The organism is Enterobacter cloacae complex sp. ECNIH7 (assembly GCF_002208095.1).
GTDB lineage: Bacteria > Pseudomonadota > Gammaproteobacteria > Enterobacterales > Enterobacteriaceae > Enterobacter > Enterobacter cloacae_M.
Map to the genome: position 1 here is coordinate 874089 of NZ_CP017990.1, position 26119 is coordinate 900207.

Here is a 26119-nt window from a genome sequence, read left to right on the forward strand (position 1 = left end):
TCCGGCTTGCTCTTACACGGCCGGAATATTGCGGCCGTAGTAAATCTCGCGCATCTCTTTCCAGAGCAGGTCAGTAATCGCCTTACGCTCTTCTTCGCTCAAATCTTCCGGCTTCGTGTGGAACATGTAGTGCTTAAGGTCAAATTCCTTAAGTAACATCTTGGTATGGAAGATGTTTTCCTGATACACGTTCACGTCCATCATGTCGTACAGCGATTTCATGTCCTCGGACATAAAGTTCTGGATGGAGTTGATCTCGTGGTCGATGAAGTGCTTCATGCCGTTGACGTCACGGGTAAAACCACGCACGCGGTAATCAATGGTGACGATGTCCGATTCCAGCTGGTGGATTAAATAGTTCAGCGCGTTCAGCGGTGAAATCACGCCGCAGGTCGAGACTTCAATATCGGCGCGGAACGTGCACAGCCCGCCTTCCGGGTGACTCTCCGGGTAGGTGTGCACGCAGATATGGCTTTTATCCAGGTGGGCCACGACCACTTCCGGCAGCGGGCCCGGATGTTCCGTTTTGTCGATAAGCTTCGGGTCGACCGGCTCTTCGCTGACCAGAATGGTCACGCTGGCGCCCTGAGGTTCATAATCCTGTCGGGCGATGTTCAGGATGTTTGCGCCGATAATGGAACAGGTTTCTGACAGGATCTCGGTCAGACGGTTGGCGTTGTAGAGTTCGTCGATATAGGCGATGTAACCATCGCGTTCTTCCGCTGTTTTGGCATAGCAGATATCGTAAATACAAAAACTCAGGCTTTTCGTCAGGTTGTTAAAGCCATGCAGTTTAAGCTTTTTCAATTAGCTCACCCCCTTAGTGGATAATGCGTCTTGCAGGTACTGCGGCAGAGCAAACGCTGCGGTATGAATTGCCGGATTGTAGTATCGGCACTGAAGACCGGCCTGATGGAAGCGGGCCTGAATAATTTCGGTGGAGAGATGGCGTAATACGTCGTTATCGGTCGCCCAGGCAAAGGTCATGATCCCGCCGTAGTACGTCGGAATGGCCGCCTGATAGAAGCTGACGTCATCGAAATAGGTGCTTAGCTTACGATGGCTGTCGAGCGCTTCATCCTGCTGCAGGAAGCAGACGCCATTTTGTGCGACGAAGATCCCGCCCGGGTTCAGGCAGCGCTTGCAGCCTTCGTAGAAGGAGGAGGTAAACAGCGACGCGCCGGGGCCGATAGGGTCGGTGCAGTCGGAGATAATAACGTCAAAGGTCTGCGAGGTCTGGTTAACAAAGTTAACGCCGTCGTCAATCACCAGGCTAAAGCGCGGATCGTCATAGCTACCGGCATTGTGGTTGGGCAGGTACTGGCGGCAGAAAGAGACGACTCCCGCATCGATTTCCACCATGGTGATGGTTTCAATGGAACGATGGCGGGACACTTCACGCAGCATTGCGCCGTCGCCGCCGCCGATAATCAGGACATGCTTCGCGTGACCGTGCGCCAGCAGCGGGACGTGGGTCATCATCTCATGATAGATGAACTCGTCGCGCTCGGTGGTTTGCACCACGCCGTCCAGCGCCATCACGCGGCCAAAGGCGGCGTTTTCGAAGATAATGAGATCCTGGTGATCGGTTTTCTCATGATAGAGCACGTTATCAACGGCAAAGTACTGACCAAACTGGTCATGCAGTGTTTCATGCCACAACGTGTGGTCGGCCATACGCGGACTCCTCCTTTGTTAACATCCGTTACGCTCATAAAAAATGAGCGAAACATGATAGCTAACTATAACCGTGGTTGCACGGCTATAGGTTTAACAGGGGGCGTCGGGAAGGTTATTTGACGTAGGCGAGCAGGCTGAGTGAGTCGCGAGCCAGCGCTTTGCATTTTTTGGCAGTGGGAATACCAATACCGCTTAGGTCACGGTAGCTGTCTTCGCCGAGCGCCTTCATGTCGAAGCTGTCGTAGTTGCTGAGATCCCACTGGTTTTGCTGGGCAAAAAAGACCAGCGCGCGGCGAATCTGCCCGTTGGGTAAATTCTGGTAGCCACAATCATTTTTCAGGAATACAAAAACCGCCGTTAAATCGGCCATATCTTCCGCTTCATTTTCACTTAGCGCATAGCTGTTCGCACACATTGCCATCAGGCTTCCGAACAAAATTGTCCTGAAAAACGTCTTCATTGCTTCTACCACTTCTTCACGGAAAATTAACGTTAGCATACTTGATGCCGGTGCGACGATCTTTATTATTGCCGCTTTACTTGACCTTCCGGTAAGGGGAGGGTTTATGCTCAAAAGATCGCCTGCTGGAAATAAGGAAATGAACATGCAACGTCGTGATTTTTTAAAATATTCCGCTGTGCTGGGGGCTGCCAGCGCATTACCACTCTGGAGCCGCGCGGTTTTCGCGGCCGACAGGCCTGCCTTACCCATTCCTGACTTACTGACCGCTGACGCCCGCAGCCGTATCCAGCTTGTGGTTCAGGCCGGTAAAACGACGTTCGGCGAGCACCACGCCACGACGTGGGGCTATAACGGCAATTTGCTCGGTCCGGCGCTTCAGCTACGTAAAGGGAAAACGGTGACGGTGGATATCCACAACACGCTCGCCGAAGAGACGACGCTGCACTGGCACGGGCTGGAAGTGCCGGGCGAGGTGGACGGCGGGCCGCAGGGCATCATCAAAGCGGGCGGCACGCGCAGCGTCACCTTTACGCCCGACCAGCGCGCCGCGACCTGCTGGTTCCATCCGCATCAGCATGGCAAAACGGGCCATCAGGTGGCGATGGGGCTGGCGGGGCTGGTGCTGATTGAAGACGACGAAAGCCGCCTGCTGCGCCTGCCGAAACAGTGGGGCATCGACGACGTACCGGTGATTGTGCAGGACAAGAAATTCAACGCTGACGGGCAAATTGACTATCAGCTGGACGTGATGAGCGCGGCGGTAGGCTGGTTTGGCGACACGCTGCTGACCAACGGCGCCATTTATCCTCAGCACGCCGCGCCGAAAGGCTGGCTGCGCCTGCGCCTGCTCAACGGCTGTAACGCGCGCTCGCTGAATTTCGCCGCCAGCGATAAACGCCCGCTGTATGTGGTAGCCAGCGACGGCGGGCTGCTGCCGGAGCCGGTGAAGGTGAGCGAGCTGCCGATGCTCATGGGCGAACGCTTTGAGGTGCTGGTGGATATCAGCGACGGCAAGCCGTTTGACCTCGTGACGCTGCCGGTGAGCCAGATGGGGATGGCGGTCGCACCGTTTGATAAGCCGCATCCGGTGCTGCGTATTCAGCCGCTGCTGGTGTCCGCTTCCGGCACGCTGCCTGATACGTTAACCACCCTGCCAGCCCTCCCGTCGCTGGAGGGACTTACGCAGCGCAAGCTGCAGCTCTCCATGAACCCGATGCTCGATATGATGGGCATGCAGGCGCTGATGGCGAAATATGGCGATAAGGCGATGGCGGGGATGCACCACGGCCAGATGATGGGCCACATGAATATGGACCACGGCAAAATGGGCGGCATGGGGAATATGAATCACGGCGACCATGGCTTTGATTTCCTCAACGCCAACATGATCAACGGTAAAGCATTCGACATGAATACGCCGATGTTTGCTGCGACAAAAGGTCAGCTTGAGCGCTGGGTGATTTCAGGCGAAGGGGACATGATGCTGCATCCGTTCCATATCCACGGCACACAGTTCCGCATTCTCACAGAGAACGGTAAAACGCCGGATGCGCATCGCGCGGGCTGGAAAGATACGGTGAGAGTGGAAGGCGGCGTCAGCGAGGTGCTGGTGAAGTTTGACCACGAGGCGCCGAAGGAGTTTGCCTATATGGCGCACTGCCACCTGCTGGAGCATGAAGATACGGGGATGATGCTCGGCTTTACCGTATAAAAAAAGCCGGGTGGCGGCTTCACCTTACCCGGCCTGGATTTCGCAGGTGCGGCCTGATGCCCTCACCCTGACCCTCTCCCACAGGGAGAGGGAACAAACACAAAAACGGCAACCGAAGTTGCCGTTTTGCTTTTATTTGCCTTCGTCAGGCAACGCATATGCGACGATGTAGTCGCCCATTTTCGTGCCAAACGAACCGTGACCGCCGGCAGAGATGACAACGTACTGCTTGCCATTCACTTCATAGGTCATCGGCGTGGCCTGTCCACCCGCCGGCAGACGGCCCTGCCACAGTTTTTCACCGTTGGTCATGTTGTACGCGCGCAGATAGTTATCTGCGGTTGCCGCGATGAACAGCACGTTACCGGCGGTGGAAATTGGGCCACCCAGCATTGGCATACCCATATTGAACGGCACCGGAACAGGCATCGGGAACGGCATGCTGTCCTGAGGCGTACCAATACGTTTTTTCCACACGATCTGGTTGGTTTTCAGATCCAGGCCGGAGATATAACCCCAGGCAGGCTGTTTACACGGCAGACCAAACGGAGACAGGAACGGGTTCAGCGTTACGCCAAACGGCACGCCGTACTGCGGCTGAATGCCGGCTTCGGTACCGCTGCCTTTCGCGTCTTTCGGCTGCTCTATTGGGTTGCCCGGACCGCGCGGGATCAGACGGGAAACGAACGGCAGCGCCATTGGGTTGGCGATCGCTACCTGACGGTTAGGGTCAACGGAGATCCCGCCCCACTCGAACATCCCCAGGTTACCCGGGAAGACCAGCGTGCCCTGCTCAGACGGCGGCGTGAAGATGCCTTCATAGCGCAGCTGGTGGAACATCACGCGGCACACCAGCTGGTCAAACATGGTGGCGCCCCACATGTCTGCCCCGCTGAGGTCTTTCTTCGGACGGAAGCTCAGGTCAGAGAACGGCTGGGTTTTGCTGACGTAATCGCCTTTTGCCGCGCCCTGCGGAACCGGTTTTTCCGGTGCAGGCACAACCAGCTTACCGTTGCTGCGATCCAGCACGAAGATGTTGCCCGTCTTGGCCGGCGCGTAAATCACCGGAACGGTTTTGCCATTAACGGTAATGTCCGCCAGCGTCGGCTGGGACGGCATATCCATATCCCACAGATCGTGGTGAACGGTCTGGTAGCTCCATGCCAGTTTGCCGGTGGTCGCGTTCAGCGCCACGATAGCGCTCGCATAACGCTCCTGCTCCGGCGTGCGGTTACCGCCCCAGATATCTGGCGTGGTCACGCCCATCGGCAGGTAGACCAGGTCCAGCTTCGCGTCATACGCCGCCGGTGCCCAGGAGTTTGGCGAGTTAAAGGTAAAGGTGTGCTCGTCCGACGGGATCGCGTTGGGATCTTTCGCGCCCGGGTCGAAGGCCCACAGCAGCTTACCGGTGTTCACGTCGAAACCACGGATAACGCCGGAGGTTTCACGCGTGGAGAAGTTATCCGTTACCGAACCGGCAATCACGATGGTTTTATCGGTGATGATTGGCGGCGAGGTGGGCTCATACAGACCCGGCGTGGTGTCCGGCATGTTGGTCTGCAGGTTCAGGATACCTTTGTTGGCAAAGGTTTCGCACAGCTTGCCCGTTTCGGCATTGATGGCGAACAGACGGCCATCGTTCACCGGCAGCATGATGCGGCGAGGACAGTCAGCAATGACTTCCGGGCTGGCATTATCGGCGCGCGCTTCATGGTAAGAGACGCCGCGACAGGTGACGTGCTGGAAGGACGGGTTGGAGTTCAGCTGCGGATCGAAGTGCCATTTCTCTTTACCGGTGGCCGCGTCAAGCGCGAACAGACGCTGGTGCGCCGTACACAGGTAGAGCATGTTGCCGACTTTAATCGGCGTCACTTCGTTGGTCAGCTCGCCCGGATCGTTCGGCATCTTCACATCGCCGGTACGGAATACCCAGGCTTCCTTCAGGTTTTTAACGTTGTCCGCGTTGATCTGCTTCAGCGGAGAGTAGCGTTGACCTTCCTGATTACGACCATACGCAGGCCAGTCGCCGTCAGCGACCTGGGAGATAGCTGCCGCAGGCGTGGATTCTGCGTTCAGCGTACCGTTGATCTCCTGCGGGTCATTAAAGCCGGCCCAGGTCAGAATGCCGCCGGTAATAAGCAGGGCAACAACCAGGCCCGCCACCGCACCGCTGGAAGGCACAATCAGGCGACGCCAGACGAACGGCAGGATCAGCCAGATACCGAAGAAGACCAGGATGTCGCTGCGCGGCGTCAGTGCCCAGAAGTCAAAACCGACTTCCCAGACGCCCCAGATCATGGTGGCAAGGAGGAGGGCGGCATACAGCCACAGTGCTGATTGTTTTCTACGCAACAGCAGGACGGTTACGGCAACCATAACTAGACCCGCAATCGGGTAGTACCAGGAGCCGCCTAAAGCGACCAGCCAGACGCCACCGATTAACAGATACAGCGCGCAGAAGGCTGCGAATGCGGCTGTTAATGTCACCAGTAGACGCGGCTGTTTAGAGTTTGTTTCAGCCATAGAAAGTGTACTCGTCAGTTTTTGTTAATAATTTGCTAGCAACTAATTATAGGTATTAACAAGTGTGATCGGAATCACAATATTTGCTTTTTATAACTCATACGCCAGGCTTATCCATTTGCTGATATAATGGCTGGCTTGCGTATCAGTGCTGGATATTAACTCATCCGTATTGAGAGATTTTCACTAAAATCATTTGGTTAGTAATATGAAACATACTGTTGAAGTGATGATCCCGGAAGCCGAGATCAAAGCGCGTATCGCCGAACTGGGTCATCAAATCACCGAACATTACAAGGACAGCGGCAGCGAAATGGTGCTGGTCGGTCTGTTGCGCGGCTCTTTCATGTTCATGGCAGACCTGTGTCGTGAGGTGCATGTGCCCCATGAGGTCGATTTTATGACCGCCTCCAGCTACGGCAGCGGCATGTCCACTACCCGTGATGTGAAAATCCTGAAAGATCTGGATGAAGATATTCGTGGCAAAGATGTGTTGATCGTTGAGGACATCATCGACTCCGGCAACACGCTGTCAAAAGTGCGCGAGATCCTGAGCCTGCGTGAACCAAAATCTCTGGCGATTTGTACGCTGCTGGATAAACCTGACCGTCGTGAAGTGCAGGTGCCGGTAGAGTTCGTGGGCTTCTCGATTCCGGACGAATTCGTCGTCGGTTACGGCATTGACTACGCGCAGCGCTATCGTCATCTGCCGTATGTGGGGAAAGTGGTATTGCTGGACGAGTAATGGCGGGCTAATGCCCTCATCCCGGCCCTCTCCCAAAGGGAGAGGGAGAAAATCCCCGGCTTTATTTATGATTTACATGCTTAAGCTGAAGGTTGGCAATCCCCGAACGGTAACGCTGCTCCAGCGTTTCGCGGTTGGTGGCGGTCACTTCCAGATTGCGCAGCAGGCCATCGTGAATACCGTACGCCCAGCCGTGGATAGAAACCTTCTGCCCGCGTTTCCACGCTGATTGCATGATCGTTGAGTGACCCAGGTTATATACCTGCTCCATCACGTTGAGTTCGCAAAGGGTATCCATGCGACGTTCCTGCGGCATTTCGCCCAGCAGTGAGCTATGTTTGAACCAGATATCGCGGATGTGCAATAGCCAGTTATCAATGAGCCCCAGTTCCGTGTTTTCAACCGCCGCCTGCACGCCGCCGCAGCCATAATGGCCGCAGATGATGATGTGCTCGACTTGCAGAACGTCCACGGCATACTGAACAACAGAAAGACAGTTGAGATCGGTGTGAATCACGAGATTGGCGACATTGCGGTGAACAAACAGTTCGCCGGGTTCAAGGCCGGTCAGGCGCTCCGCCGGTACGCGGCTGTCGGAACATCCAATCCAGAGAAAGCGTGGGTTCTGAGCCTGCGCGAGTTTTCCAAAAAATCCGGGGTCTTCCTCCACCAGCATTTTTGACCATAGTGCATTGTTGCTGATGAGTGTATCTATGTTGTTCATGGAGGTTAGCGACCTGTAACCGAGTTATTGCGTTGCGCTACTATAGGGTAACCCGACTTTTAATGAAACCACACAACGTGTGTAAGAACTGAAGGTAAGTTAATTTCATGGCAATTGCACTGGAGCTTGAGCAGCTTAAAAAAACCTATCCGGGTGGCGTTCAGGCGCTACGCGGAATAGATCTGAAAGTAGAGGCCGGTGATTTTTACGCGCTTCTGGGGCCGAACGGGGCGGGGAAATCGACCACCATTGGGATTATCAGCTCGCTGGTCAATAAAACGTCCGGCCGGGTGAGCGTCTTTGGGTACGACCTGCAAAAAGATGTGGTGAACGCCAAGCGCCAGCTGGGGCTGGTTCCGCAGGAGTTCAACTTCAACCCGTTCGAGACGGTGCAGCAAATTGTCGTTAACCAGGCGGGCTATTACGGCGTTGAGCGTAAAGAGGCCCTCGAGCGTAGCGAAAAATACCTAAAGCAGCTCGACCTGTGGGAAAAGCGTAACGAACGCGCGCGCATGTTGTCCGGCGGGATGAAGCGCCGCCTGATGATCGCCCGTGCGCTGATGCATGAGCCAAAACTGCTGATCCTCGATGAGCCGACTGCGGGTGTCGATATCGAACTTCGTCGTTCCATGTGGGGCTTCCTGAAAGATCTCAACGACAAAGGCACCACCATTATTCTGACCACCCACTATCTGGAAGAGGCTGAAATGCTGTGCCGCAACATCGGCATCATTCAGCACGGCGAGCTGGTGGAAAACACCTCGATGAAGAATCTGCTCTCCAAGCTGAAATCCGAAACCTTCATTCTCGATCTGGCGGCGAAAAGCGCGCTGCCAAAACTTGAAGGTTACAACTATCGTCTGGTGGATACCTCGACGCTGGAAGTGGAAGTGCTGCGCGAGCAGGGGATTAACAGCGTGTTCTTACAGCTGAGCGCGCAGGGGATTCAGGTTTTAAGTATGCGTAACAAAGCGAACCGACTGGAAGAGCTGTTTGTCTCTCTGGTACATGACAAACAAGGAGACAAGGCATGACGCATCTTTACTGGGTCGCGCTGAAAAGTATCTGGGCGAAAGAGATCAACCGCTTTATGCGTATCTGGGTGCAAACCCTGGTGCCGCCGGTCATCACGATGACGCTTTATTTCATCATCTTCGGTAACCTGATTGGTTCCCGGATTGGTGAAATGCACGGCTTTACCTATATGCAGTTTATCGTGCCGGGCCTGATCATGATGGCGGTGATCACCAACGCCTATGCCAACGTGGCGTCGTCATTCTTCAGCGCCAAGTTCCAGCGCAATATTGAAGAGCTGCTGGTCGCGCCGGTGCCGACGCACGTCATTATCGCGGGCTATGTTGGCGGCGGCGTGGCGCGCGGGCTGTGCGTGGGGATCCTGGTCACGGCGATTTCGCTGTTCTTCGTGCCGTTCCAGGTCCACTCGTGGCTGTTTGTCGCGCTCACGCTGCTCCTGACGGCGATCCTGTTCTCGCTGGCCGGTCTGCTGAACGCCGTGTTCGCCAAAACGTTTGACGACATCAGCCTGATCCCGACCTTCGTGCTGACGCCGCTGACCTATCTCGGCGGGGTGTTCTACTCCCTGACGCTGCTGCCACCGTTCTGGCAGGCGCTGTCGCACCTGAACCCGATTGTTTACATGATCAGCGGGTTCCGCTTTGGCTTCCTCGGTATCACCGATGTGCCGCTGTTTACCACGGTGGCGGTGCTGGTGGTGTTTATCATCGCCTTCTACCTGCTCTGCTGGTCGCTGATCCAGCGCGGACGCGGGCTGCGCAGCTAATCTTTTGCCCGGCGACGTTCTGTTTGCCGGGCACTTTCTTTGACAGTTATCACCGTAAGCTAACCTTCACTCCGCTAAACTACTTGCCTGCTAAGGAGGGAGTTATGCTGGGATGGGTTATCACCTGCCACGATGAACAGGCGCAGGAAATGCTGGATAAGCTTGAAGCCAGATTTGGCCCGCTGGTGCAGTGCCGGGCGGTAAACTACTGGCGCGGGTTGAGCACCAACATGCTGAGCCGCATGATGTGCGATGCCCTGCATGAAACGGACACCGGCGATGGCGTGATTTTTCTTACCGATAAATCGGGCGCGGCGCCTTACCGCGCAGCCGCGTTGCTGAGCCATAAGCACGCGTGCTGTGAAGTGATCTCGGGTATTAACCTCTCCCTGCTGGCGTTAATGTATCCGCAGCGTGGCTCCTTAAGCAGCGCTGAGTTTCGCCAGGCCATCGTGGCGCAGGGCGTTCCGGGCGTCAGCAGCTTGTGGCATCAGCAGCAAAAAAATCCTCCCTTCGTCCTGCTCCACGATTTGTATAAGAATTAAACGTTGGTATTGATGTCTCATTTGTTACAATAGCGGCAGTTTTCCGCACCGATTAAGACACCATGCTACCGCGCATTCTTTTCTTGCTATTGATGCTCATTTCCGGCGTCAGCTCAGCCAGTTTACTCAGCCAGCAAACGCTGCCTGCCCAGTACATGCAAACCACCGAAGACGCGGCGATCTGGGCGCAGGTGGGGAACAGCGTGATCAACGTCGGTAACGTCCGCGCCGGGCAGATCCTGGCCGTTGTGCCCACGGCGGCGGACTACTACGAATTTCGCTTTGGTTTTGGCACGGGGTTTATCGACAAGGGACACCTGGAGCCGGTTCAGGGGAAACAGCGCGTCGAGGACAGCCTCGGGGATCTCAATAAACCCCTCAGCAATCAGAACCTGATTACCTGGAAAGACACGCCGGTGTATAACGCGCCGTCGAGCGGCAGCGCGCCTTTCGGCACGTTAAGCGCCAATCTGCGCTATCCGATACTGAATAAACTGAAGGACCGTCTGAATCAGACCTGGTTCCAGATCCGCATTGGCAATCGTCTGGCGTGGATCAGCAGCCTGGACGCGCAGGAAGATAACGGACTTCCGGTTCTGACCTACCATCATATTCTGCGTGATGAAGAGAACACCCGTTTTCGACATACATCCACGACCACCAGCGTACGCGCGTTCAACAACCAGATGGCCTGGCTACGCGATCAGGGTTATACCACCCTGACGATGTACCAGCTTGAAGGGTACGTGCGTAACAAAATGAACCTGCCTGCAAAATCGGTGGTGATTACCTTTGACGATGGCCTGAAATCCGTCAGCCGCTATGCCTATCCTGTGCTGAAAGAGTACGGCTTCAAGGCTACCGCGTTTGTTATCTCTTCCCGCATAAAAGGCCATCCGCAGAAGTGGGATCCAAAATCGCTGCAGTTTATGAGCGTGCAGGAGATTAAGGGGATTCAGGATGTGTTCGATATTCAGTCTCACACCCACTTCCTGCACCGCGTGGATGGGTATAAACACCCGATTTTACTGAGCCGCAGCTATCACGTGATTTTGTTTGATTTTGAACGCTCGCGTCGCGCGCTGGCCCAGTTTAATCCACGCGTGCTCTATCTTTCCTATCCGTTTGGCGGCTACGACAATAAAGCGATAAAGGCGGCGAATGACGCCGGTTTTCATCTGGCGGTGACGACGGTGAAAGGGAAGGTGAAGCCGGGGGATAATCCGTTCTTACTGAAACGCCTGTACATCTTAAGAACGGATTCGCTGGAGACAATGTCGCGGCTGATCAGCAATCAGCCGCAGGGATAGTGCTTAAGCAACCTGAACCGGAATCGCCTTCGCGGTACGTTTCATGTCGTTGTCGCCTTCAAAGTAGGCAACTTTCGGCTGCCAGCGGCGTGCTTCTTCATCAGACATCATCACGAAGCTGGCGATAATCACAATATCGCCCACGTCCGCGCAGTGCGCTGCCGCGCCGTTAACGGAGATGATTTTAGACCCGCGCTCGGCGGCGATGGCGTAGGTTGAGAAACGTTTGCCGTTGTTAACGTTCCAGATATCAATCGCTTCGTTTTCAAGGATGCCCGCAGCATCAAGGAAATCCTGGTCGATGGCGCAGGAGCCTTCATAGTGCAGGTCGGCCTGGGTGACTTTCACACGGTGAAGCTTACCTTGCAGCATTTTGCGAATCATTACGTTTACCTTTCATCTTCCGGGTAGAGAAACCTACGCCAGTTCAACCACTTTGTTGTCGATTAGGCGGGCCTGACCAAGCCATGCCGCCACCAGAATGACCGCACGTTTGCTGGTCTGTGTAAGCTCCAGAAGCGTGTCGGCATCGCGAATTTGAATATCATCAGCGCGGAAGCCTTTATCGTTCAGCGCCTGTTCAGCCAGAGCAATAATCTCTTCGACCGTTAACTCTTTCGCCAGCAGCTGTTCTGCCATGGTGTTCATGACCTTGCTTAAGCCCGGCGCGATTTTACGCTGGTCCGCGGTCAGGTAGCCATTTCGCGAGCTGAGCGCCAGACCGTCTTTCGCGCGTACAATCGGTACGCCGACAATCTCGATATCGTAACCCATATCCGCAACCATCTTGCGGATCAGCGCCAGCTGCTGGAAATCTTTCTCACCGAAGCAGGCAACGTCCGGCTGCACCAGGTTGAACAGCTTGCTGACGATGGTCGATACGCCGCGGAAATGACCCGGGCGGCTTGCGCCTTCCAGCATGGTGGAAATGCCCGGTACGTCAACGTAAGTGGCCTCATCGGTACCCTGAGGATAGACATCCGCCGGTGCCGGAGAGAAGACAATATCCGCATGGCGTTTTTTGAGCTTCTCGCAATCTTCCTGCAGGGTGCGCGGATAGCGTGCCAGATCGTCGGCGCGGTCAAACTGCATTGGGTTAACGAAGATACTGACCACCACGATATCTGCACGGGCTCTTGCTTCGTCAACCAGCTTCATATGGCCGTCATGCAGGTTGCCCATGGTCGGGACCAGTGCGATACGTTTACCTTCCTGACGCGCGCGGCGGATATGCTGGCGAAGCAGCGGCAGGGTTTCAATGATTAGCACAACGAGACTCCTTAATGGAAACTGTGTTCTTCACCCGGGTAAACACCGGATTCAACGTCGGCAATATACTGCCTGACCGCAGCGCGCATGTCGCCCGCTTCGGTGAGGAAATTTTTGGCAAACTTCGGAATATGCCCGCCGGTGATGCCAAAGGCGTCGTGCATCACCAGGATCTGGCCGTCGGTCACGTTGCCTGCACCGATACCAATCACCGGAATCGACAGGGCTTCAGTAATACGCTTCGCCAGTTCAACCGGCACGCACTCCAGCACCAGCAGCTGTGCACCTGCGGCTTCCAGCGCCAGAGCATCATCCAGCAGCGTCTGGGCGGCGTCACCGCGGCCCTGCACCTTATATCCACCAAAGATGTTGACGGACTGCGGCGTCAAGCCCAAATGGCCGCACACCGGCACGGCGCGCTCGGTGAGCATCTTCACCGTATCCACCAGCCAGGCGCCGCCTTCAATTTTGACCATGTTAGCGCCAGCACGCATAACCGCTGCCGCGTTTTCGAATGCCTGCTCCGGCGTGGCATAGGCCATAAACGGCAGATCGGAAAGCAGCAGGCAGGCTGGAGCCCCGCGGCGCACCGCACGCGTATGGTAAGCGATATCCTCAACCGTGACCGGCAGGGTGGAATCATGTCCTTGTACCGTCATCCCTAACGAATCTCCGACCAGCATGACGTTGATTCCCTCTTCGGCAAAGAGTTTTGCGAAGCTGTAGTCATACGCGGTGATGGTGGCGAAGCGTTTTTTTTCCTGTTTGCATTTCTGCAGTAAGGAGATGGTGGTTGGTTTCATACTGTTTCCTGATAGCCCAAAAGCGAATCTTTGCGCATTCTAACAGTAACATTCGGGGGAACAATGATTTTAGGTAACCGATTAGCCACAATTATTTTGAGGTTAATCGGCAGGGGAACCGGATCACCAGCGGGCGGGTCTTTCCGCGTTGAGGTTGTCCAGAATGGTCCTGAGTGGGATGCCATCCGGGAAGATGAGATCGGGAGCGACTTCAAACAGCGGCCAGAGCATAAACCCGCGATTTTTCATGTCGTAATGCGGAACGGTGAGACGTTCAGTGTTAATGGTCTCGTGACCAAACAGCATAATGTCGAGGTCCAGCGTGCGCGGTCCCCAGCGCTCGGCTTTGCGTACGCGGCCCTGCTGCAGCTCGATGCGCTGGGTGTTATCCAGCAGCGTTTCGGCATTCAGAGCGGTTTCCAGCACCACGGCTGCATTGAGATAATCAGGCTGATCCTGAGGACCCAGCGGCGGCGTGCGGTAGAAAGAGGAGACCGCCACGATCTTGCTTTGCGGGATCTCCCCCAGCGCCTGTACGGCAGCGTTCACCTGCTCCAGCGGAGAGGCTAAATTGCTGCCGATGGCGATATACGCAAGGGTCATGCTGTCCCTTCACGACGCGGCGCGCGTTTGCGCGGACGACGATGGCGGCGACGCGGTTCCGGCTCTTCATCCAGCCCGGTTAGCATATCTTTTTGCTCCGGCGGTGCGGAAACCTGGAATTCAGCCCACCACTGCGCCAGGCGCTGCAGCTCCTGGTTGCGTTCAATTTCAGCACGCAGCGACAGCAGATCGAAGGCGGCGCGGAATTTTGGATGCTCCATCAGCTTCCAGGCGCGTTTGCCCTGACGACGGGACATGCGCAGCTGAAGCTGCCAGATATCGCGCACCAGCGTGGTAATGCGTTTTGGAATGGCGAGCGTACGGCACCCTTCGTCCAGCACGTCGTTTGCGGCCAGCGCGAAGGCATCATAGTATGCAAGCCCGCTCTCCTGGGTAATTCGCTGGGCCGTTTCCAGCAGCGGATACCAGAACATCGCCGCAAACAGGAATGCCGGATTGACGCGCATGTCGTTGCGAATACGGGTATCGGTATTTTTCAGCACCTGCGCAATCATCCGCTCCATTGGGCTGTCACCGCTTTCGGTGAAGTAGCGGGTAATGGTCGGGAACAGGGGCTGGAACAGGTTGTATTCGCGCAGCAGATTGTAGGTTTCAAAGCCGTGTCCAGCCTGCAGCAGCTTCAGCGCCTCTTCAAACAGGCGAGCAGGCGGCACGTCGTTAATCAGCGTCGCCAGGCGCGGAATCGGCTCTGCCGTTTCCGGGCTGATGCGCATATTGAGCTTGGCGGCGAAACGCACGGCGCGCAGCATACGCACGGGATCTTCGCGATAGCGCGTTTCCGGCGTGCCGATCAAACGGATCAGACCTTCTTTCAGGTCCTGCATGCCGCCGACGTAATCACGCACGGTGAAATCCGCCACGCTGTAATAAAGGCTGTTGATGGTGAAGTCGCGACGCTGGGCATCTTCTTCGATAGAGCCGAAGATATTGTCACGCAGCAGCATGCCGTTCTGGCCGCGCTGTGACGTGGTGCGATCGGATGCGCCCGCTTCGTGGTGGCCGCGGAAGGTCGCCACTTCGATAATTTCCGGCCCAAACATCACGTGAGCCAGACGGAAACGGCGGCCAACGAGACGGCAGTTGCGGAATAATTTGCGCACCTGCTCAGGCGTGGCGCTGGTCGTCACGTCGAAATCTTTTGGTTTTTTGCCCAGCAGTAAATCACGTACTCCACCGCCCACGAGATAGGCCTCGTAGCCCGCTTTATTCAGACGATAGAGCACCTTGAGGGCATTTTCACTGATATCTTTGCGGGAAATAGTGTGCTGCTCACGCGGAATAACCGACATGTGTGGCTGTGCAATAGCATCGTTCGCCATGCTCTCTTCGCGGCTTAGCACTTTACGGCAAAAATTAGCGACTCGGGTAAAAATGGTACACCTCGTAGTGTGTTTTGTTATGAAAAAAGCGGCTAATCATAGCTCAGCGCAACGCATTTGAGAATGCTGGATTTTTGGCACTGCCGCGAGCGTCCAGTTGGCAACGGCCATTTTCAGCAGTTCGTCAATACGCAGATCCTGCCATTCGTTGGTTACATTCTGGTTGAGAAATCGCAGCGCGTCGATCAAAACAGGGCGCGGATCGCCGTCTGGCAGGGCCGGGGCGTGGTTCTGCTTCGACAATTTAAAGCCCTGCGCATTGACCGCCAGCGGCAGATGAATGTAGTCCGGGGCCGTCCAGCCAAACTGGTGATACAGCGATATTTGTCGCACGGTCGGTTCGACCAGATCCGCCCCGCGCACAATTTCCGTCACGCCCTGAAAACGATCGTCGACGACCACCGCCAGGTTATAGGCAAACAGGCCGTCACGGCGGTGAATAATAAAATCCTCACGCGCCAGGCGTTCATCGGCATGAACCTCACCGGAGAGTAAATCGGTAAAGCGCGTCACCGGGGAGCGCTGCTTTATACGCACGGCGGCATTTTCCGGGGGAAGATTAAGCATGCGGCAGTGGCCGTCATAGACGCCACCCACGCTCTGGATACGCGCGCGGGTGCAGGTGCAGTTATAGGAAAGTCCCCGATCGCGAAGCCAGGCCAGACGTTCCCGATAGGCATCGTGACGTTTTGACTGCCAGAGCACCTCGTCATCCCAGTGAAGACCGTAATGTTCCAGCTGACGCAGAATCGTCTCTGCAGCACCGGGAACTTCACGCGGGGGGTCAATATCTTCAATGCGGACAAGCCATTTTCCCAGGCGGGCGCGAGCCTGCAGGTAGCTGCCGAGCGCGGCAATTAATGAGCCGAAGTGTAATTCACCGGAAGGAGATGGCGCGAAGCGCCCAATATAGTGTGATTCAGACATATCAACAGTAACAAGGCGGGAGAGACTCCCGCCTTTGGAGTGTGTAAACAGCGCTGGTATTAACCGGCCATCTGTTTTTCGCGGATTTCGGCCAGCGTTTTACAGTCGATGCACAGATCGGCGGTTGGACGCGCTTCCAGGCGACGAATACCGATTTCAACACCGCAGGATTCGCAGTAGCCAAAATCTTCGTCTTCGACTTTTTTCAGCGTTTTCTCGATCTTTTTGATCAGTTTGCGTTCGCGGTCACGGTTACGCAGTTCGAGGCTGAACTCTTCTTCCTGAGCGGCACGGTCTACCGGATCCGGGAAGTTAGCAGCTTCATCCTGCATATGAGTAACGGTGCGATCGACTTCATCCCTGAGTTGATTACGCCATGCTTCAAGAATACGCTTGAAGTGCGACAGCTGGGCTTCGTTCATATACTCTTCGCCCGGCTTCTCTTGATACGGCTCCACCCCAGCGATGGCGAGAATACTCAGGGACGATGTTTTACGGTTTTGCCCTTCTTGCATGTTGCTTCTCCTTAACACGCACTATCGATCCCCGTGTTGGGGGAAAAATCAGGTCGCTATAAATAGCAGATGCTTTTCCGTATGGCAATTATCTAAACGTAACACTTGACAAGCCTGTGAGGAAAAGCGTATTTGCGCACGCGGCCAGAACACTTATTCGACAATCGTCTAATCCCTTATAAGACAATGGGAAGAGACGATCTCAGAGTCATATTATCGGCAGAAAGTTCCGCTTTATAAGCGAAAACCTCTACCCCCTGCTTTTGTGCCTCATTCAACAATTGCGCGTATTTAGGATCAATATGGCGGGCAGGGGAGAAACGTTCAATGGCTGAATGCAACACCGCAAACAGCAATACGGCGCGTTTGCCCGCCGCCGCAACACTCATTAGCTCTCGCAGATGCTTCTGGCCACGTAGCGTTACCGCATCCGGGAAGTAGCCATTTTCCTGTTCCGCTAACGTCACTGATTTTACTTCAATATAGCACTCGGGCCTGTCTTCCGCCTGTAACATGAAGTCAATTCTGCTGCCTTCATCGCCATATTTCACTTCACTTTTATGCGTGCCATATCCCACCAGTTCGGGAATGGTGCCAAGGGTCAGCGCTTCCTTAACCAGCTGATTTGCGCGCTGGGTATTGACGCAAATAAATGCCCCGTTTTGCGTTTCGGTCATTTCCCAGGTATGGGCATATTTGCGTTTGCTATTTTCTGATGTGGAATACCAGACTCTGTCACCCGGCGTCGCACACCCCGTCATGGCGCCGGTATTGGGGCAGTGCAGGGTGAGCTGAACCCCTTCGGGGGTAATCACGTCGGCGAGGAAGCGTTTGTAGCGTTGGATAAGCGTGGCGTGCTGCAGGGGAGGACTAAACTTCATCGGAATTCCTTTCGGTGTTGCCCAGCGTCCAGCGCTGTAGCGGCGTATAGCGGGTGCGTCCCTGTGCAAAGACGGATTCGTAAAGCGCGAATGCGTTGACCGGAAAGGCCCAGTGAAAACCCGGCGGCGGGATGGCAACGGCCTGACCGGCATCGCGCAGCAGCGTGATATGTGGATGAAACGGCTGTGGGCTCTGATAACAGCCGCTGCGCGCCGCCTGGGCGCGCAGCATATTCGCCAGCTGCAATAATCCGCGCGGCGGCTGGCGCGTTCCCAGCCACACCACGCGCGAACGCGGCCACTGGCCCGCGTCGTCGAGGTGCAGCGTAAATTCCGGCTGGGCAATACGCCCGGCCATTGCGGCTAACGCCCGCTGTTTTTCGGCACTGACGTCGCCCAAAAAGGCCAGCGTCAGGTGCAGGTTGGCCGCAGCGACAGGGCGGCCTGCTTCCGGCGGAAAGCAATCGGCGCGCCAGCGAACAATTTGACGCTGTATGGTGGTGGGCAATTCAATGGCAAAAAACAGCCGTTTCGACTCAGGCATACGGAGGACTCGGTAATGATATGCGCCGATGCTACAATGTACGCCGACTAATGTTAACCCTCTGGAGCTGTTAGTGTCCTCATTGCCGGTCGCCGTCATTCTTCCTGAGCTTCTCGCTGCCTTACACTATGCCCCGCAGGTTTTGCTGAATGCTCCTACGGGCGCGGGCAAGTCCACCTGGCTGCCGCTGCAGATTCTGAAAGACGGAAACATCAGCGGGAAAATTATCCTGCTGGAGCCGCGCAGGCTGGCCGCGCGCAACGTGGCGCAGCGTCTGGCGGAACTGCTGAATGAAAAACCGGGTGAAACGGTAGGTTACAGGATGCGTGCCGAGACCTGCGTTGGCCCGACCACGCGTCTTGAAGTGGTCACCGAGGGTATTCTCACCCGCATGCTGCAAAACGATCCTGAGCTGACCGGCGTCGGGCTGGTGATCCTCGATGAATTCCACGAGCGCAGCCTGCAGGCGGATCTGGCCCTCGCGCTGTTGCTGGACGTGCAGCAGGGGCTGCGCGACGATCTCCGGCTGCTTATTATGTCGGCCACGCTGGATAACGAGCGGCTACGACAGGCATTACCCGATGCGCCGGTCATCAGCTCGGAAGGGCGGGCGTTTCCGGTTGAACGCCGCTATCAGCCGCTTCCCTCCCATCAGCGTTTAGACGAGGCCGTCGCCATTGCCACCGCTGAGCTGCTGCGCCAGGAGCCCGGTTCCCTGCTGCTGTTTTTGCCCGGCGTGGGCGAAATCCAGCGCGTGCAGGAGCAGCTTTCTACCCGCGTAGGCGGCGACGTGCTGCTTTGCCCGCTCTACGGCGCGTTGTCGCTACAGGATCAGCGTAAAGCCATCCTTCCGGCCCCGGCGGGGCAGCGCAAGGTGGTGCTGGCAACCAACATTGCTGAAACCAGTTTGACCATTGAAGGGATTCGCCTGGTGGTGGATAGCGCGCAGGAGAGGGTGGCAAGCTTTGATCCGCGTACCGGGCTGACTAAACTCCTGACGCAGCGCATCAGCCAGGCGTCGATGGTACAGCGCGCGGGCCGCGCGGGGCGTCTTGAGCCGGGCATATGCCTGCATTTGACCAGCGCGGAACAGGCTGAACGCGCCGCACAGCAAAGCACGCCGGAAATTTTACAAAGCGATTTGTCTGGTCTGGTGATGGATCTGCTCCAGTGGGGCTGCCCGAACCCTGAGCAGCTCACCTGGCTTAATCCTCCTCCTGTCGTAAACCTCACCGCTGCGCGCACCCTGCTGACCCAGCTCGGCGCGCTGGAAGGCGAGCGTCTGACGGCGCGCGGCCAGAAAATGGCGGCGCTGGGCAACGATCCGCGTCTGGCCGCGATGCTGGTGGCCGCGCAAGGGGATGATGAAATTGCCACGGCGGCAAAACTGGCGGCTATTCTTGAGGAGCCGCCTCGCGGTGGCAGCAGCGATCTGGGGCAGGCGTTTTCGCGCAGCCAGGGGAACTGGCAGCAGCGTGCGCAGCAGTTGTGCAAACGCCTGAATAGCCGGGGAGGAGTGCCTGATAGCGATAAGATTGCCTTCCTGCTGGCCCAGGCCTTCCCGGACAGGATCGCGCGTCGGCGCGGGCTGGACGGTCGCTACCAGCTGGCAAACGGCATGGGGGCGATGCTGGACAGCGATGATGCGCTGACGCGTCACGAATGGCTGATCGCCCCGCTGCTGCTGCAGGGCAGCCATTCTCCGGATGCGCGTATCCTGCAGGCGATTGCCGTAGAGATTGACGCCCTGACGCGTGCCTGTCCGCAGCTGCTTCAGCAATCTGACACCGTGGAATGGGATGACGCCCAGGGCACGCTGAAGGCCTTTCGTCGCAGCCAGATTGGCAAGCTGACGTTAGGAACGAAGCCGCTGGCGAAGCCGTCGGAAGACGAGCTTCACCAGGCGATGCTGAACGGAATTCGGGAAAAAGGGCTGAGCGCCCTGAACTGGACGCCGGAAGCGGAGCAGTACCGCATTCGTCTGCACTGTGCCGCGAAGTGGCTACCGGAATACGGTTGGCCTGCGGTGGATGACGAGACGCTGCTCGCTACACTTGAGCGCTGGCTACTGCCGCAAATGAGCGGCGTACACTCTCTGCGAGCCCTTAAGGCGCTTGATGTTAAGACCGCGTTACAGAATTTACTGGACTGGTCATTACGTCAACGTCTGGATAGTGAACTGCCAGGGCATTACACTGTGCCGACCGGAAGCAGGATTGCCATCCGTTATCATGAGGATAATCCGCCGGCGCTGGCGGTTCGGATGCAGGAGATGTTTGGTGAAGCCACCACGCCGTCCATTGCGGAAGGGCGTGTGCCGTTAGTGCTTGAGCTGCTGTCGCCTGCGCATCGTCCATTACAAATCACCCGAGATCTGGGGGCGTTCTGGGCGGGAAGCTACCGTGAAGTGCAGAAAGAGATGAAGGGGCGATATCCCAAACATGTCTGGCCGGACGATCCGGCGAATACGGCGCCGACGCGGCGAACGAAGAAATATTCGTAAAAGGGGAGTGCGGCCTGATGCCCTCACCCCGGCCCTCTCCCACGGGGAGAGGGAGAAAACAAATTTTGAGAGATTTCTTCTTTCACAGGCCTGTGAAAGAAAAGAAAATCTGGCCTTTGCGCCTGAAAGTTGCGGAGAAAAAGCATGGCGGGGAATGACCGCGAGCCAATAGGACGTAAGGGAAAACCAACGCGTCCGGCGAAAGAAAAGGTAAGCCGTCGTCGCCTCAGAGATGAGGACTATGACGATGACTATGAAGACGATTATGAGGATGAAGAACCGATGCCGCGTAATGGAAAAGGCAAAGGGCGTAAGCCTCGGGGCAAACGCGGCTGGTTCTGGCTGCTGCTGAAGCTATTTATTGTTTTTGTCGTGCTGATGGCGATTTACGGCGTGTATCTGGATCAGAAGATCCGCAGCCGTATCGACGGTAAAGTCTGGCAGCTACCTGCGGCAGTGTATGGCCGTATGGTGAACCTTGAGCCAGATATGTCCATCACCAAGAACGAGATGGTCAAACTGCTGGAAGCCACCCAGTATCGTCAGGTGTCTAAAATGACCCGTCCTGGCGAATTTACCGTGCAGTCCAACAGCATTGAGATGATCCGTCGTCCGTTTGATTTCCCGGACAGCAAAGAGGGGCAGGTGCGCGCGCGTCTGACCTTTGACGGCGATCGTCTGGACACCATCGAGAACATGGATAACAACCGTCAGTTCGGTTTCTTCCGCCTCGATCCGCGTCTGATCACCATGCTTTCGTCAGCAAACGGCGAGCAGCGCCTGTTCGTGGCGCGTAACGGCTTCCCGGATCTGCTGGTTGATACCCTGCTGGCAACCGAAGACCGTCACTTCTACGAGCACGATGGCATTAGTCTCTACTCGATTGGTCGTGCGGTGCTGGCTAACCTGACTGCCGGTCGTACCGTGCAGGGAGCGAGTACGCTGACCCAGCAGCTGGTGAAAAACCTGTTCCTCTCCAGCGAACGCTCTTACTGGCGTAAAGCGAACGAAGCCTACATGGCCGTGCTGATGGATGCGCGCTACAGCAAGGATCGTATCCTTGAGCTGTACATGAACGAGGTGTACCTCGGTCAGAGCGGCGATAACGAAATCCGCGGCTTCCCGCTGGCGAGCCTGTACTACTTTGGCCGTCCGGTGGAAGAGCTGAGCCTGGACCAGCAGGCGCTGCTGGTGGGCATGGTGAAAGGGGCGTCCATCTATAACCCGTGGCGTAACCCGAAACTGGCGCTGGAACGTCGTAACCTCGTTCTGCGTCTGCTGCAACAGCAGCAGGTGATTGACCAGGAGCTGTACGACATGCTGAGCGCGCGTCCGCTCGGCGTTCAGCCGCGCGGTGGCGTGATTTCGCCTCAGCCTGCGTTTATGCAGCTGGTGCGTCAGGAGCTGCAAAGCAAGCTCGGTGATAAGGTCAAAGATCTCTCCGGCGTGAAGATCTTCACCACCTTTGACTCCGTGGCGCAGGATGCGGCCGAAAAAGCGGCCGTTGAGGGCATTCCGGCGCTGAAGAAACAGCGTAAGCTGAGCGATCTGGAAACCGCGATGGTGGTGGTTGACCGTAACTCCGGTGAAGTTCGCGCCATGGTGGGCGGTGCCGAGCCGCAGTTTGCAGGCTACAACCGCGCCATGCAGGCGCGTCGCTCAATCGGCTCTCTGGCAAAACCGGCAACCTACCTCACAGCCCTGAGCCAGCCAAATCAGTATCGCCTGAATACCTGGATTGCGGATGCGCCGATCTCCCTGCGCCAGCCTAACGGCCAGGTCTGGTCACCGCAGAACGATGATAAACAGTTCAGCGGCCAGGTGATGCTGGTGGATGCGTTGACCCGTTCCATGAACGTGCCAACGGTGAACCTGGGCATGTCGCTGGGACTGCCGGCGATTGTCGATACCTGGCAAAAACTGGGCGTGTCGAAAGATCAGCTGCACCCGGTGCCGGCGATGATCCTCGGCGCGCTTAACCTGACGCCGATCGAAGTGGCGCAGGCGTTCCAGACCATTGCCAGCGGGGGCAACCGCGCGCCGCTGTCTGCCCTGCGCTCAGTGATTGCCGAAGATGGCTCCGTGCTGTATCAGAGCTTCCCACAGGCGGAGCGTGCCGTTCCTGCTCAGGCCGCCTATATGACGCTGTGGACGATGCAGCAGGTTGTGCAGCGCGGTACCGGCCGTCAGCTGGGCGCGAAGTATCCGGGTCTGCATCTGGCGGGTAAAACCGGGACCACCAACAACAACGTCGATACCTGGTTTGCCGGTATTGATGGCCGTGAAGTGGTGATCACCTGGGTAGGCCGCGACAACAACCAGCCGACCAAGCTGTACGGCGCGAGCGGGGCGATGTCGATTTACCAGCGCTATCTGGCGAATCAGTCTCCTGTGCCGCTGAATCTGGTCGCGCCGGAAGATATCGTTGATATGGGCGTGGACAGCTCCGGTAACTTCGTCTGCGGCGGTGGAATGCGTACGCTGCCTGTCTGGACCGCAAACCCGGACTCGCTGTGCCAGCAAAGCCAGCCAGAACAGCCAACGGGTAACCCGTTCGACCAGTCTTCTCAACCACAGCAGCCGCAGCAGCAACAGCCGCAGCAGCAGAATGAGAAGAAAGACAGCGACGGTGTCGCGGGCTGGATTAAAGACATGTTCGGCGGTAACTAAGCTTTTAAAGCCCTCTTCCCTGGAAGGGGGCTTTTTTTACCCGTAAATCTCATTTCGTTAACCCTCGCTTTAATTCTGATTAACCCTTCGTTTTCTCTTGATGATTTCTTAAACCCTTAATTCTCATAGGGCCGCTTACTGCTTGCTATGCAACCAGCGTTTCGCATATTATTCTGGCGCTCATAATAATAATTCTCGTTTACGTTATCATTCACTTTCACATCAGAGATTCAACATGGCGCTTTCCAATACTGCTCAGCCAATGAATACGTCGCTGCGTAAGCTCGCGGTCGTCGTCGCCACAGCGGTTGCCGGCATGTCTGCTTATGCTCACGCGGCCGAAACCCCGAAAAAAGAAGAAACCATTACGGTAACCGCAGCACCTGCGGCACAGGAAAGTGCCTGGGGGCCTGCTGCGACCATCGCCGCACGGCAATCCGCGACCGGAACCAAAACGGATACCCCTATTCAAAAGGTTCCGCAGTCGATTTCTGTGGTCACGGCCGAAGAGATGGCGCTGCATCAGCCGCGCTCGGTGAAAGAAGCCCTGAGCTATACGCCGGGCGTTGCGGTAGGCACGCGCGGCGCGTCTAACACCTATGACTATTTGATCATTCGCGGCTTCGCGGCCGATGGTCAGACGCAGAATAACTACCTCGACGGCATGAAAATGCAGGGGAACTTCTATAACGACGCGGTGATTGATCCTTATATGCTGGAGCGCGCCGAGATCATGCGCGGTCCGGTTTCCGTTCTGTACGGCAAAAGCAGCCCGGGCGGCTTGCTGAACATGGTCAGTAAGCGCCCAACAACCGAGCCGCTGAAAGAGATCCAGTTCAAAGTCGGCACGGATAGCCTGTTCCAGACCGGGTTTGACTTTAGCGATGCGATCGACGACGACGGCGTTTACTCTTATCGCTTAACGGGCGTTGCGCGTTCTAATAACGCCCAGCAGGAGCGTGCGGAAGAGCAGCGTTACGCCATCGCGCCATCGTTCTCCTGGCGTCCGGATGATAAAACCACCTTCACGTTCCTCTCCTACTTCCAGAACGAGCCTGAAACGGGCTACTACGGCTGGCTGCCAAAAGAGGGAACGGTTGAGCCGCTGCCGAACGGCGATCGTCTGCCGACGAACTTCAACGAAGGCGCGAAGAACAATACCTATTCCCGTAACCAGAAAATGGTGGGATACAGCTTCGACCACGAGTTCAACGATACCTTTACCGTGCGTCAGAACCTGCGCTTTGCCGAGAACAAAACCTCGCAAAACAGCGTATACGGTTATGGCGTCTGTACCGACCCGGCAAACAGCGGCAACAAACAGTGTGCCGCGCTAGCGCCATCGGACAAAGGCCATTATCTGGCGCGTAAATACGTTGTCGATAACGAAAAGCTGCAGAACTTTACCGTTGATACCCAGCTGCAGAGCAAATTCTCAACCGGCGAGGTGGACCACGTCCTGCTGACCGGCGTTGACTTTATGCGCATGCGAAATGACATCAACTCCTGGTTCGGTTACGACGACTCTGTTCCGCTGCTGGATCTCTACAACCCGGTGAACAGCGATTTTGATTTCGGCTCAAAAGATCCCGCGACCTCCGGTCCATATCAGATCCTCAACCGTCAGAAACAGACGGGGCTGTACGTTCAGGATCAGGCTCAGTGGGATAAAGTGCTGGTAACTCTGGGCGGCCGTTATGACTGGGCCGATCAGGAATCCTACAACCGCGTGACGAACACCACCTCCAAACGTGATGATACCCAGTTCACCTGGCGCGGTGGCGTTAACTATCTGTTTGATAACGGCGTAACTCCGTACTTTAGCTACAGCGAATCGTTTGAACCGGCTTCGCAGACCGATGCCCAGGGCAAGCTGTTCTCGCCGTCTAAAGGCAAACAGTACGAAGCGGGCGTGAAATACGTGCCGAACGATCGTCCGATCGTCGTCACCGGTGCGTTGTACCAGCTGACCAAAACCAACAACCTGATGGCGGACCCGGCGGGCTCCTTCTTCTCGGTTCAGGGCGGTGAAATCCGCGCGCGTGGCGTAGAACTGGAAGCGAAAGCGGCCCTGTCTGCGAGCGTCAACCTGGTGGGGTCTTATACCTACACCGATGCGGAATACACCACGGACACCACCTACAAAGGCAACACGCCTGCTCAGGTGCCAAAACACATGGCATCGTTGTGGGGCGATTACACCCTGTTTGACGGTGCGCTGTCTGGTCTGACGCTGGGTACCGGCGTGCGTTACACGGGCTCAAGCTATGGCGATCCGGCGAACTCCTTCAAGGTGGGCAGCTACACCGTTGTTGATGCGCTGGTCAGATACGATCTGGCACGCGTTGGCATGGCTGGCTCAAACGTGGCGCTGCACGTGAACAACCTGTTCGATCGTGAGTACGTTGCCAGCTGCTTCAATACCTACGGCTGCTTCTGGGGTGCTGAACGTCAGGTTGTTGCCACCGCGACCTTCCGCTTCTAATCTCTCTTCGGGCACGG

At 56.4% G+C, this 26119-nt stretch carries 23 protein-coding genes; 9 read left to right on the top strand and 14 right to left on the bottom strand.

Annotated elements, in window-relative coordinates; translation table 11 throughout:
• Window positions 1-12: 12 nt before the first annotated feature.
• From speD to WM95_RS04190, 3 genes are all read right to left on the bottom strand, one after another.
• On the bottom strand, window positions 13-807 hold the full coding sequence (speD, locus tag WM95_RS04180; RefSeq protein WP_008501953.1) for an adenosylmethionine decarboxylase: 795 nt from the start codon (window positions 805-807) through the stop codon (window positions 13-15).
• Complete coding sequence (speE, locus tag WM95_RS04185) at window positions 808-1677, bottom strand: polyamine aminopropyltransferase (RefSeq protein WP_023310424.1); 870 nt, start codon at window positions 1675-1677, stop codon at window positions 808-810.
• Between the two features lie 115 nt (window positions 1678-1792).
• Window positions 1793-2140, bottom strand: coding sequence for a YacC family pilotin-like protein (locus tag WM95_RS04190; protein ID WP_014882582.1), 348 nt, complete (start codon window positions 2138-2140; stop codon window positions 1793-1795).
• 145 nt (window positions 2141-2285) lie between these two features.
• On the opposite strand from WM95_RS04190, the gene cueO reads away from it, so the two are divergent.
• Window positions 2286-3854: a multicopper oxidase CueO gene (gene cueO, locus WM95_RS04195; protein ID WP_063409780.1), complete on the top strand. Its 1569-nt coding sequence runs from the start codon at window positions 2286-2288 to the stop codon at window positions 3852-3854.
• A 132-nt stretch (window positions 3855-3986) separates the two neighbouring features.
• Here cueO and WM95_RS04200 read toward each other — a convergent pair whose 3' ends face one another.
• The gene (locus WM95_RS04200; RefSeq protein ID WP_063409779.1) at window positions 3987-6377 is read right to left on the bottom strand and encodes a glucose/quinate/shikimate family membrane-bound PQQ-dependent dehydrogenase; all 2391 of its coding nucleotides are present in this window, start codon (window positions 6375-6377) and stop codon (window positions 3987-3989) included.
• A gap of 208 nt (window positions 6378-6585) precedes the next feature.
• On the opposite strand from WM95_RS04200, the gene hpt reads away from it, so the two are divergent.
• On the top strand, window positions 6586-7122 hold the full coding sequence (gene hpt / locus WM95_RS04205; RefSeq protein ID WP_063409778.1) for a hypoxanthine phosphoribosyltransferase: 537 nt from the start codon (window positions 6586-6588) through the stop codon (window positions 7120-7122).
• A gap of 61 nt (window positions 7123-7183) precedes the next feature.
• On the opposite strand, the gene can is transcribed toward hpt, so the two are convergent.
• Complete coding sequence (gene can / locus WM95_RS04210) at window positions 7184-7846, bottom strand: carbonate dehydratase (RefSeq protein ID WP_008501947.1); 663 nt, start codon at window positions 7844-7846, stop codon at window positions 7184-7186.
• Between the two features lie 107 nt (window positions 7847-7953).
• Here can and WM95_RS04215 point away from each other — a divergent pair, with 107 nt between their 5' ends.
• The 4 genes from WM95_RS04215 to WM95_RS04230 all read left to right on the top strand — a co-directional run bounded on the left by WM95_RS04215 (window position 7954) and on the right by WM95_RS04230 (window position 11502).
• Window positions 7954-8880 (top strand): ABC transporter ATP-binding protein, encoded by a 927-nt coding sequence (locus WM95_RS04215; protein WP_088544646.1) that lies wholly within the window; start codon window positions 7954-7956, stop codon window positions 8878-8880.
• Window positions 8877-9647 carry an ABC transporter permease gene (locus WM95_RS04220; protein WP_023310428.1) on the top strand — a complete coding sequence of 257 codons (771 nt, stop codon included), beginning with the start codon at window positions 8877-8879 and terminating at the stop codon, window positions 9645-9647. Before WM95_RS04215 ends, WM95_RS04220 begins: the two co-directional genes overlap by 4 nt.
• Before the next feature lie 104 nt (window positions 9648-9751).
• Entirely contained in the window at window positions 9752-10192 is a 441-nt protein-coding gene (locus WM95_RS04225) for a PTS sugar transporter subunit IIA (protein WP_023310429.1), read from the top strand.
• Window positions 10193-10254: 62 nt separating this feature from the next.
• On the top strand, window positions 10255-11502 hold the full coding sequence (locus tag WM95_RS04230; RefSeq protein ID WP_088544647.1) for a polysaccharide deacetylase family protein: 1248 nt from the start codon (window positions 10255-10257) through the stop codon (window positions 11500-11502).
• A gap of 3 nt (window positions 11503-11505) precedes the next feature.
• Here WM95_RS04230 and panD read toward each other — a convergent pair whose 3' ends face one another.
• The 9 genes from panD to thpR all read right to left on the bottom strand — a co-directional run bounded on the left by panD (window position 11506) and on the right by thpR (window position 18444).
• On the bottom strand, window positions 11506-11886 hold the full coding sequence (panD, locus tag WM95_RS04235; RefSeq protein ID WP_006810068.1) for an aspartate 1-decarboxylase: 381 nt from the start codon (window positions 11884-11886) through the stop codon (window positions 11506-11508).
• 33 nt (window positions 11887-11919) lie between these two features.
• Window positions 11920-12771: a pantoate--beta-alanine ligase gene (panC, locus tag WM95_RS04240; RefSeq protein WP_063409776.1), complete on the bottom strand. Its 852-nt coding sequence runs from the start codon at window positions 12769-12771 to the stop codon at window positions 11920-11922.
• Between the two features lie 11 nt (window positions 12772-12782).
• Window positions 12783-13574 carry a 3-methyl-2-oxobutanoate hydroxymethyltransferase gene (gene panB / locus WM95_RS04245; RefSeq protein WP_023310432.1) on the bottom strand — a complete coding sequence of 264 codons (792 nt, stop codon included), beginning with the start codon at window positions 13572-13574 and terminating at the stop codon, window positions 12783-12785.
• A gap of 123 nt (window positions 13575-13697) precedes the next feature.
• Entirely contained in the window at window positions 13698-14177 is a 480-nt protein-coding gene (gene folK, locus WM95_RS04250) for a 2-amino-4-hydroxy-6-hydroxymethyldihydropteridine diphosphokinase (protein ID WP_045355169.1), read from the bottom strand.
• Window positions 14174-15571, bottom strand: a complete 1398-nt coding sequence (gene pcnB / locus WM95_RS04255; RefSeq protein WP_072162357.1) for a polynucleotide adenylyltransferase PcnB — start codon at window positions 15569-15571, stop codon at window positions 14174-14176. Before pcnB ends, folK begins: the two co-directional genes overlap by 4 nt.
• Window positions 15572-15613: 42 nt before the next feature.
• Window positions 15614-16504 (bottom strand): tRNA glutamyl-Q(34) synthetase GluQRS, encoded by an 891-nt coding sequence (gene gluQRS / locus WM95_RS04260; protein ID WP_059445812.1) that lies wholly within the window; start codon window positions 16502-16504, stop codon window positions 15614-15616.
• 59 nt (window positions 16505-16563) lie between these two features.
• Window positions 16564-17019: an RNA polymerase-binding protein DksA gene (dksA, locus tag WM95_RS04265; protein ID WP_001155232.1), complete on the bottom strand. Its 456-nt coding sequence runs from the start codon at window positions 17017-17019 to the stop codon at window positions 16564-16566.
• Between the two features lie 176 nt (window positions 17020-17195).
• Window positions 17196-17900 carry a DNA/RNA nuclease SfsA gene (gene sfsA / locus WM95_RS04270; RefSeq protein ID WP_023310436.1) on the bottom strand — a complete coding sequence of 235 codons (705 nt, stop codon included), beginning with the start codon at window positions 17898-17900 and terminating at the stop codon, window positions 17196-17198.
• Window positions 17890-18444 carry an RNA 2',3'-cyclic phosphodiesterase gene (thpR, locus tag WM95_RS04275; RefSeq protein WP_023310437.1) on the bottom strand — a complete coding sequence of 185 codons (555 nt, stop codon included), beginning with the start codon at window positions 18442-18444 and terminating at the stop codon, window positions 17890-17892. Before thpR ends, sfsA begins: the two co-directional genes overlap by 11 nt.
• Before the next feature lie 73 nt (window positions 18445-18517).
• On the opposite strand from thpR, the gene hrpB reads away from it, so the two are divergent.
• The 3 genes from hrpB (at window position 18518) to fhuA (ending at window position 26102) form a co-directional block, all read left to right on the top strand.
• Window positions 18518-20947 (top strand): ATP-dependent helicase HrpB, encoded by a 2430-nt coding sequence (hrpB, locus tag WM95_RS04280; protein WP_063409775.1) that lies wholly within the window; start codon window positions 18518-18520, stop codon window positions 20945-20947.
• Between the two features lie 144 nt (window positions 20948-21091).
• Window positions 21092-23617, top strand: a complete 2526-nt coding sequence (gene mrcB, locus WM95_RS04285; RefSeq protein WP_023310439.1) for a bifunctional glycosyl transferase/transpeptidase — start codon at window positions 21092-21094, stop codon at window positions 23615-23617.
• 235 nt (window positions 23618-23852) lie between these two features.
• The gene (gene fhuA, locus WM95_RS04290) at window positions 23853-26102 is read left to right on the top strand and encodes a ferrichrome porin FhuA (protein ID WP_033144662.1); all 2250 of its coding nucleotides are present in this window, start codon (window positions 23853-23855) and stop codon (window positions 26100-26102) included.
• The last annotated feature ends 17 nt before the right edge of the window (window positions 26103-26119 follow it).

Excerpts from the sequence above, each read along its gene's own strand:
- speE (WP_023310424.1), bottom strand. The coding sequence starts at position 1,677 with ATGGCCGACCACACGTTGTGGCATGAAACACTGCATGACCAGTTTGGT.
- WM95_RS04190 (WP_014882582.1), bottom strand. The coding sequence starts at position 2,140 with ATGAAGACGTTTTTCAGGACAATTTTGTTCGGAAGCCTGATGGCAATG.
- cueO (WP_063409780.1), top strand. The coding sequence starts at position 2,286 with ATGCAACGTCGTGATTTTTTAAAATATTCCGCTGTGCTGGGGGCTGCC.
- WM95_RS04200 (WP_063409779.1), bottom strand. The coding sequence starts at position 6,377 with ATGGCTGAAACAAACTCTAAACAGCCGCGTCTACTGGTGACATTAACA.
- hpt (WP_063409778.1), top strand. The coding sequence starts at position 6,586 with ATGAAACATACTGTTGAAGTGATGATCCCGGAAGCCGAGATCAAAGCG.
- can (WP_008501947.1), bottom strand. The coding sequence starts at position 7,846 with ATGAACAACATAGATACACTCATCAGCAACAATGCACTATGGTCAAAA.
- WM95_RS04215 (WP_088544646.1), top strand. The coding sequence starts at position 7,954 with ATGGCAATTGCACTGGAGCTTGAGCAGCTTAAAAAAACCTATCCGGGT.
- WM95_RS04220 (WP_023310428.1), top strand. The coding sequence starts at position 8,877 with ATGACGCATCTTTACTGGGTCGCGCTGAAAAGTATCTGGGCGAAAGAG.
- WM95_RS04225 (WP_023310429.1), top strand. The coding sequence starts at position 9,752 with ATGCTGGGATGGGTTATCACCTGCCACGATGAACAGGCGCAGGAAATG.
- WM95_RS04230 (WP_088544647.1), top strand. The coding sequence starts at position 10,255 with ATGCTACCGCGCATTCTTTTCTTGCTATTGATGCTCATTTCCGGCGTC.
- panD (WP_006810068.1), bottom strand. The coding sequence starts at position 11,886 with ATGATTCGCAAAATGCTGCAAGGTAAGCTTCACCGTGTGAAAGTCACC.
- panB (WP_023310432.1), bottom strand. The coding sequence starts at position 13,574 with ATGAAACCAACCACCATCTCCTTACTGCAGAAATGCAAACAGGAAAAA.
- folK (WP_045355169.1), bottom strand. The coding sequence starts at position 14,177 with ATGACCCTTGCGTATATCGCCATCGGCAGCAATTTAGCCTCTCCGCTG.
- gluQRS (WP_059445812.1), bottom strand. The coding sequence starts at position 16,504 with ATGTCTGAATCACACTATATTGGGCGCTTCGCGCCATCTCCTTCCGGT.
- dksA (WP_001155232.1), bottom strand. The coding sequence starts at position 17,019 with ATGCAAGAAGGGCAAAACCGTAAAACATCGTCCCTGAGTATTCTCGCC.
- sfsA (WP_023310436.1), bottom strand. The coding sequence starts at position 17,900 with ATGAAGTTTAGTCCTCCCCTGCAGCACGCCACGCTTATCCAACGCTAC.
- thpR (WP_023310437.1), bottom strand. The coding sequence starts at position 18,444 with ATGCCTGAGTCGAAACGGCTGTTTTTTGCCATTGAATTGCCCACCACC.
- mrcB (WP_023310439.1), top strand. The coding sequence starts at position 21,092 with ATGGCGGGGAATGACCGCGAGCCAATAGGACGTAAGGGAAAACCAACG.
- fhuA (WP_033144662.1), top strand. The coding sequence starts at position 23,853 with ATGGCGCTTTCCAATACTGCTCAGCCAATGAATACGTCGCTGCGTAAG.